A 6,794-nucleotide genomic window follows, 5' to 3' on the forward strand; every position below is an offset into this window, starting at 1 on the left:
CGACGGATGAGGGCAGTCGCCACGCCGGCAGCCTGCGCGGGACGGATGTCGTTGTCGAGCCGATCACCGACGTACAGCACCTCCCGAGCCGGGCAGCCCGCTTCGGCGACGACACGCTCGAAGAACTCCACCGAGGGCTTCTCCACACCCCAGCCGTCCGACGTTCCGATCACGTCAACGGGGAGATCCAGCGCCCGCAGGATGACTTCGGCGCGGGCGGTCTGGTTGCCCGCCAGGCCGACCCGCAGACCCTCGGCGCGCAACGCCGCCAGGCAGGGCCGAGCATCGGCGTACAGGTCCTCCTCGCCGAAGGACTCCGGTTGCCCGGCCGCCGCGCGCCGCTCGCGCTCCACCCCGAGGTCAAATCCGGCCCGGAACACCTCGAATACCTCCCGGTAGTCCAGCCCACGGGCAATCACAGCGCCGAACACCGCGGAGAACGTGTGCCGCGGCACCCCCAGCCAGTCCGCCCACGTCCCATACTCCCGGGACTCATCCACGATCGTCTCGCCTACGTCGAAGAACACCGACCTGATCGGCACGCGGGTCCCTCCCATCTGGTCGGACTGCGGACGCCACAATCGTTCACGATGAAGCTATCGGGCGCCGCTGCCTTCCGTCAGCGGCCGGTTGCCGTTGCCGCTCATACAGCGGCAGCCGCGCCTACCAGGAGCGCCCTGGCTCCCCCTGGTAGAGCAGGACAGCAGCGGGCTGCCTTTTGAGCGACAAGGTGAGCGGCGTGCTATCGAACCAATGACGCTGTCGAGGTTGGTGCCGGCGCGCTGGACGTCGGGACGGAGCCGGCGACCAGCACCCACTTCTGCGACTTACCGTAGCTGCCTTGGCACTCGTAGGTGTATCCGGTGCCCTCGGCTGAACTATCCCCGTAACGGGCGCCCTCGTAACATCCGGCGCTATTCACTTCGGTCTGGGGAGTTCCGTCGGGGAACGTCGGTCCGTATTCGACTGTCGCCCCGGTGGGTAGCGCGCGGGACGGGGGCCGCCACGTCGGGCTGGCCACGGGGGCGAGCGTCGGAGTTGGCGTGATTGGGTCGCCGAAAAGGAGCCAGTATTGGGCACCGTTGATGGTCGTGCAGCGATAGGTGTGACCCGTGTGGCTCTTGTCTTGCTGGACAACGGCGCTGCCCTCATTGCATCCCTCCAGGCCAGTGAATCGCGTCGGCACCACCGAGGTGGGAGCGGACTGACCGAGTGGCACTTGGCTCGACGCGGGCATGGCCGGCTGAGCCGAGATCGCCGCTGTCGACCCGGCCTGGTTGACTGGTGCTGCCTGGCATCCCGCGGCCCCAACGAACACGACCGCGAAGACGGGCATGACAAACAGACTGCGACGCACTGTATTCCCCCCGTGAACCGTGTAGGAGCAAGGATAGGGCGCGGCTCGTCAGGGGCCTTCGCTGGGTGCTGGTGAAGCAGATTGCCGGCGTCGGCGATGTTGACGAAGTCTGGTACCGAGGTCTGGACGTTGCAGCCCACCTCCTCGGTCTCCTTGCCGCCACCGGCAGCTACCTGGCACTCACTCATGTCACCCCCGACTTCGCAACCGACGACGTATACCGAGGCCAGGGCATCCCCGCCACGGTCCGCAGCCGCAGTGAGGTGGAGCGTTTCTTCGACGGCCTCGACCTGGTCGAGCCCTGGGTGCAGTCCGTGCACCGCTGGCGGCCCGACGACACCAGCGGGCCGGACGGCCCGGCTGACGCCGAGGTCAACGTGTACGGCGCCCTTACCCGCGTCCCGTAACACCGCGGGATGGTGCCCGGGGCGCGCCGTGGGCACCATCCCGGTGGGACCCACGGCGACGCAGGTGGCCGTGGCCAGCCGCGTCAGCCCGGGACCTCGGCCGGCCACAGTTGGTAGGCGGCCACCCTGTTCTCCGCCGCCCACTGCCGGGCCGTGGTCTCACGGGCATGCCGTTCGATCCGGAGATGATCCGTTCACGGAAGGTCAACACCGTGGCCTTCCTGCACGGCCTACGGTGGTCAGGCGCCGGGCCACCGCGGGGGCTCGGCCCGGCGCACCTCCCTCTCGCTCGCGGCCAAGACCACGCCGGCCCAGTCCGCTGGCGAACCGCATAACCCGCCGTTGCGTGGTCCCTGAGGTCGAGTGCGGAGGGGGGAGCCGGGCTGTCGGCTCTGTCTGTCACGATGGAGGAGACAACCCGACGTAGTAGCCGGAGCCACCTGATGCTGTCCATCGCCGAACTACTCCTCGGCCTGACTCGCCACCTCAGGACATATCGCCCGACGACGGACCGGATGGCTCTGGGGCAACTCGAGTTCGCTGGCACCGTCCTCGAGGTCGCGGTCCGCCTGCGTGGAAGTGGCACAACAACAGGTGAACGTGCCGTTGCTATAGCTGCTGACGCCGGTGTGGATCGCCGGCGTCTGGTGAGGGATGTACTGCCAACCTTGGCGACATTCGGCCTCGTCGAGGTCAACCTCGACGAGATGGGCCGACCGCAGGTGGTGTCTGAACGCCTGCCCCCGCTGCCTCAATTGCTGGAGCTCGCGGAGCCGTTGCTGAACGCCTCGGTTCCCGATCCGGTCGAGCTGGCGGTTCTGAAGATCCTTGACGCCACGACGCTCATGCCGCAGACCGAGGCTGGCTGCATTGAGGCGGCTGTCGAGGTGGCGCCTGAGGTTGAAGCGGTTCGGGCTATCGGCTACCTCGAGGCGCTGCACCTCTGCGCGCGCCAACACAGCGATGATGGCACTACGGTGCTTTATAATCCGAATATTTGGGCGTCCGACGCGGATTACGCCCATGCCGCCCTTCAGGCTGAGGATGGCCGCGTGAAGACCGCCCTCTCCGGTCTGATCGAAGAGGTCGCCACCACCGCCGGGCTCCCCGAGGACGATGTCACCTCGACGGAAAGCAGGTGGGTCGACTTCGCTGTCTCTCAAGGGCTGCTGCTACGCAGCGTCGTCGAGACCAGCAAGGGGGATAAGCGAAACTTTCTGTTTGCGCCGCACATGAGCCGCAACACCTTCGACCGCCCTACCGGTGCCGATCCGAGCGGTCACGTCCGCCAGCTCATCGGCTCGATGATCTTCGCGCATCGATTCGCCGATAATCGTCTGAGATCGCCTGCTAAGTTCCTTGAAAGGCTTATTCAGAACGGCGAGGCTGGCGATGYCTCGTACATCGAGACTGACTATCCGATGCTTGAGACTGCGGGCATCGTCCGAGTGGAGAAGGCTGCCCGATATTCTAAGTTCGTGCTACTGCAGCCAGACATCGCGGAAGACGCGATCCAGTACTTAGAGGATCATGGCGGGGCTGGCGTCTCTCACGCGGCCTCTCTGATCGACCAGAGTCGCTATCAGCAACCAGAAGGCGAGCGTGCACGTCTACTGCTGGCGCGCACGTCGCAGACGAAACCAGCGGAACAATCGCGGCTGATGGCTGCTTTGCGCCAGGAAGTGGGGCATCGTCGGTATGGCCGGTAAAGAGGGTATGGATAAGGGTGCGGATCTGGAGCGGCGATACGGACGTCTAGAGTTCACGGATGGCTCCTTTGTTCGCCTGCGGTGGCCGGTTCATCAGACGCTTGCTGGGCGACGCAGGACGATTACCGATGTTGATGTGCTCTCCTTGGACTTCGACACACGTCTACGTCCGACACTCAGCATCGCCGAGTGTAAGTCGGTGAAGGGCCAATCGGGTGAGATGGACCGCCTGCTGTGGCTCGCAGGACTGAAAAAGCTAGTTCGAGCAGATCGAGCCGTGCTTGTCCGTGAAAGCGTGACCGCCTCTGGTCGGGACCTCGCGCGAGCTTTGGGAATTTTTATAATGGGCGGGCAGGATCTCGGTCGACGAGAAGCTGATCAAACCTGGGTGCCTGAAACCTTCGGGAGTATCGGGGTGGGCCCGCATGCCGAACCGTACCGCAAAGCCGGTGAACAGCTTAAGGCCTTCGGTGATATCCCTCCGGGGCTCATAACATTTCTACGCCACGAYGCGATTGTTGCCGATCCGCACCAGGTACTTGGCGCTCTCTCGACCCTCAGCGATGTCTTCCGGACAGCAAGCGTCCTGCCGGAGGCGGTAAATACGATCATCGCTTCGGACGTTTTGATGGCGCTGCTCCTAGCTGCTCTCCGCGCAGCTGGAAGCCTTGACGCGCTGGGTGAAGTGGGCCTTGAGCGGGAGATTGAGCAAGGTCTTGCCACCGGTGACCCGCGAGACCGGCAAGTTTTGAAGGTCCTTGAATTGGCCGATGCCGTTATGCGTGAACAGCTCTCGGCTCTGAATCATGCTTACGTCGTTAATGGTGCGGATCCAATCGAATGGAAGTCTGCGTCGCTGCGCGAAGCGACTGTACAGACGCCTGCCTGGCTGCCACGATTCTACGACCTCGCTGTCAGATACCGTCAGATACCGGCAGTAGCGCGCCAACTTCCTCAGTCTGCCGACCTCGTGCTTTACGATGCCATGCATGGCGGCACCACATGGAAAGCGCCCGCCTTTGACCATCTATTCACGCCACAGCACAGACAGCTTCTTGTCGTTGCGCTTGATGCTCTCAGTAACATCGTCCCGCGTCTTGCTGACAGCCTGGCTCCGATATTTTCCATTCCCTTTGAGCGGAGCTCTCCGGCTGTCCCCGACCGGCGCGCGCCGGCCCCCCGCGACCTTGTGGGGCCAACGCCTTCAGACCTGAGGCTTCGGCAGTACCACGATCAATTGACCCTGATCGACGATGACAAGGTTATCAGGCACCGCTTCTAGCCCTCCACAGGTCGGGGTGGTTCATGGAGTGTCTTGGGGCGAACTCTTAAGAGCGTGTCTTGTGTGGGGGCGCCGGGTACATATCTGATCATGGATGTGATGGAGAACAGCCTGTGGGGTGCCAGAAGTCGGCCTGGGCCTGTGACCTGCGGGGATGCGGCCGTACGGGGCCGGCGGCATGATGGTCAGCTATGTCCATCCGCCTGCTCTATCTGATCTTCGTTCGGGTGTGCGGCTGGCTGGTCCTCCTCTRCCGTTCGTCAGCGTCCAAGAACATCGAGCTGCTCGTGTTGCGGCACGAGGTCGCGGTGCTGCGCCGTAGCCAGCCCAAGCCGCGGTGGGACTGGGCAGACCGGGCGGTCCTCGCCGCACTGATCAGGTTTCTCCCCACGACGCTGCGAGCCCACCGGCTGGTCACCCCTGGGGCCGTTCTGCGGTGGCATCGCCGTCTGATCACACGGAAATGGACCCATCCGCAGCGGATGGGACGACCTCCGGTCAGCGCGGAGATCGCCGCACTGGTCGAGCGGTTCGCGACCGAGAACGCGACGTGGGGCTACCAGCGGATCCAGGGCGAGCTCCTCAAGCTCGGCCACCGGGTGAGCGCCTCCACGATCCGCCGGGTCCTGAAGACCCTCGGGCTGCCACCGGCTCCGAAACGGCACACCGACACGACGTGGCGGCAGTTCCTGCGCACGCAGGCCTCGACCATGCTGGCGGTGGACTTCTTCCACGTGGACTGCGCGGTGACGTTGCGGCGTCTGTACTGCTTCTTCGTCATCGAGGTCGGTACCCGCACCGTCCACATCGTCGGGATCACCGCCCACCCCGACGGACCGTGGACCACCCAACAAGCCCGGAACCTCCTCCTGGACCTCGGTGACCGGGCCGCCGACTTCCGGTTCCTGGTCCGTGACCGGGCCGGCCAGTTCACCGCCTCCTTCGACGCGGTCCTCGCCGAGGCCGGCATCACCGCCGTCAAGATCCCACCCCGAACGCCGCGGGCGAACGCCTACGCGGAACGGTTCGTCCGCACGATCCGAACCGAGGTCACCGACCGGATGCTGATCTTCGGCGAGCGGCATCTGCGTACCGTCCTGGCCGAGTACGCGACCCACTACAACGGACGGCGACCCCACCGCGGCCGCGACCTTCAACCACCCCGGCCCGACCACCCCATCGCAGACCTGACCAAGGAACGGATCAAGCGCCAGCCCGTCCTCGGCGGCCTGATCAACGAATACGAACGAGCCGTCTAAAACCGCCTAAAACCCCAGCTCAACACCAGTGGCCGAGTTCTGGCACCCCACAGGGTGGTGCTGAGCGATATGACGACGCCCTGTTCGAGGTCGGCTTCCAGCGCGGGCAGGTTGGCCAGCAGCAGGGCGGCTTGCGCGTCAGGCTTGAGCTGGTCGCCGGACCGGAGCAGAACGAGCGAGGGAGCGGTACCGCGACTGAGCGCGAGCAGAGTGGTGAAGTCGCTGTCGGAGGAGATGATCGAACGTCTCTCGGTGACAGCGAACGTGCTGACCTCGGTATCCGGGGAACCGCCAAGCCCGTGCTCGAGGACGTGCGTCGTGTCGATGCCCTTGTCACGCAGCAGTTCAGCCACCCGCGGTGAGAGGTTCTCATCGACGAGAAACTTCATGCGGCGATGAACGGGCGCTCTTGCGGCATTGTCTCCGCGGCAAACGCGAGAGCTGCGAGCACGTCGTCGCGTGTGAGCGACGGGTAGTCGGCGAGCAGTTCCTCGACCGTCGAGCCAGCCGCGAGCTGGCCCAGCACCGCGGACACGGTGATCCGGGTACCGCGAATCGCCGGCGCACCCGCCATGATGGCGGGGTCAGCGGTGATGCGGCTGGCGATGGTCATAGCCAGGAGTCTACCGGCGGCTCGGTTGCATCGGCGGAGTCCGCTGCCCCGCGGCCGCCGATCGGTCATGATCGAGTGATGCGTCGGCATCGTGGCTGTCCACCGGTTCCGGTGTCGGCGTTCGCGGGCTTCCGGTTCCCGCCTGAGGTGATCGTCCTGGCGGTGCG

General features: G+C 65.1%; 7 protein-coding genes and 1 pseudogene. 5 read left to right on the forward strand and 3 right to left on the reverse strand.

The genetic code is table 11. From position 1 onward, the window contains the following. Positions 1-542 (reverse strand): HAD family hydrolase (locus BBK14_RS06830; protein ID WP_198541196.1); only part of this gene is annotated, 542 nt, incomplete at its 3' end. A gap of 886 nt (positions 543-1,428) precedes the next feature. On the opposite strand from BBK14_RS06830, the gene BBK14_RS06835 reads away from it, so the two are divergent. The 4 genes from BBK14_RS06835 to BBK14_RS06845 all read left to right on the forward strand — a co-directional run bounded on the left by BBK14_RS06835 (position 1,429) and on the right by BBK14_RS06845 (position 6,014). Continuing rightward, a complete protein-coding gene (locus tag BBK14_RS06835) occupies positions 1,429-1,764 on the forward strand; it encodes an SAM-dependent methyltransferase (RefSeq protein WP_241831075.1) in 336 nt (111 codons plus the stop codon). A 443-nt stretch (positions 1,765-2,207) separates the two neighbouring features. After that, on the forward strand, positions 2,208-3,473 hold the full coding sequence (locus BBK14_RS34795) for a hypothetical protein (RefSeq protein WP_083390776.1): 1,266 nt from the start codon (positions 2,208-2,210) through the stop codon (positions 3,471-3,473). After that, positions 3,463-4,755 (forward strand): hypothetical protein, encoded by a 1,293-nt coding sequence (locus BBK14_RS37715; RefSeq protein ID WP_131802187.1) that lies wholly within the window; start codon positions 3,463-3,465, stop codon positions 4,753-4,755. Before BBK14_RS34795 ends, BBK14_RS37715 begins: the two co-directional genes overlap by 11 nt. A gap of 191 nt (positions 4,756-4,946) precedes the next feature. Further along, positions 4,947-6,014, forward strand: a complete 1,068-nt coding sequence (locus tag BBK14_RS06845) for an integrase core domain-containing protein (protein WP_071060342.1) — start codon at positions 4,947-4,949, stop codon at positions 6,012-6,014. Here BBK14_RS06845 and BBK14_RS06850 read toward each other — a convergent pair. Together BBK14_RS06850 and BBK14_RS06855 are read right to left on the reverse strand one after the other, a co-directional pair. Next, complete coding sequence (locus BBK14_RS06850) at positions 6,011-6,403, reverse strand: DUF5615 family PIN-like protein (RefSeq protein WP_071060343.1); 393 nt, start codon at positions 6,401-6,403, stop codon at positions 6,011-6,013. The genes BBK14_RS06845 and BBK14_RS06850 overlap by 4 nt on opposite strands. Next, the gene (locus BBK14_RS06855; protein WP_071060344.1) at positions 6,400-6,627 is read right to left on the reverse strand and encodes a DUF433 domain-containing protein; all 228 of its coding nucleotides are present in this window, start codon (positions 6,625-6,627) and stop codon (positions 6,400-6,402) included. Before BBK14_RS06855 ends, BBK14_RS06850 begins: the two co-directional genes overlap by 4 nt. Positions 6,628-6,705: 78 nt before the next feature. Between BBK14_RS06855 and BBK14_RS39695 the strand changes: the two are divergent. Beyond that, positions 6,706-6,794: pseudogene (locus BBK14_RS39695) on the forward strand (IS6 family transposase); the annotation flags it as partial.

This window comes from Parafrankia soli (assembly GCF_001854695.1).
GTDB classification, from domain to species: domain Bacteria; phylum Actinomycetota; class Actinomycetes; order Frankiales; family Frankiaceae; genus Parafrankia; species Parafrankia soli.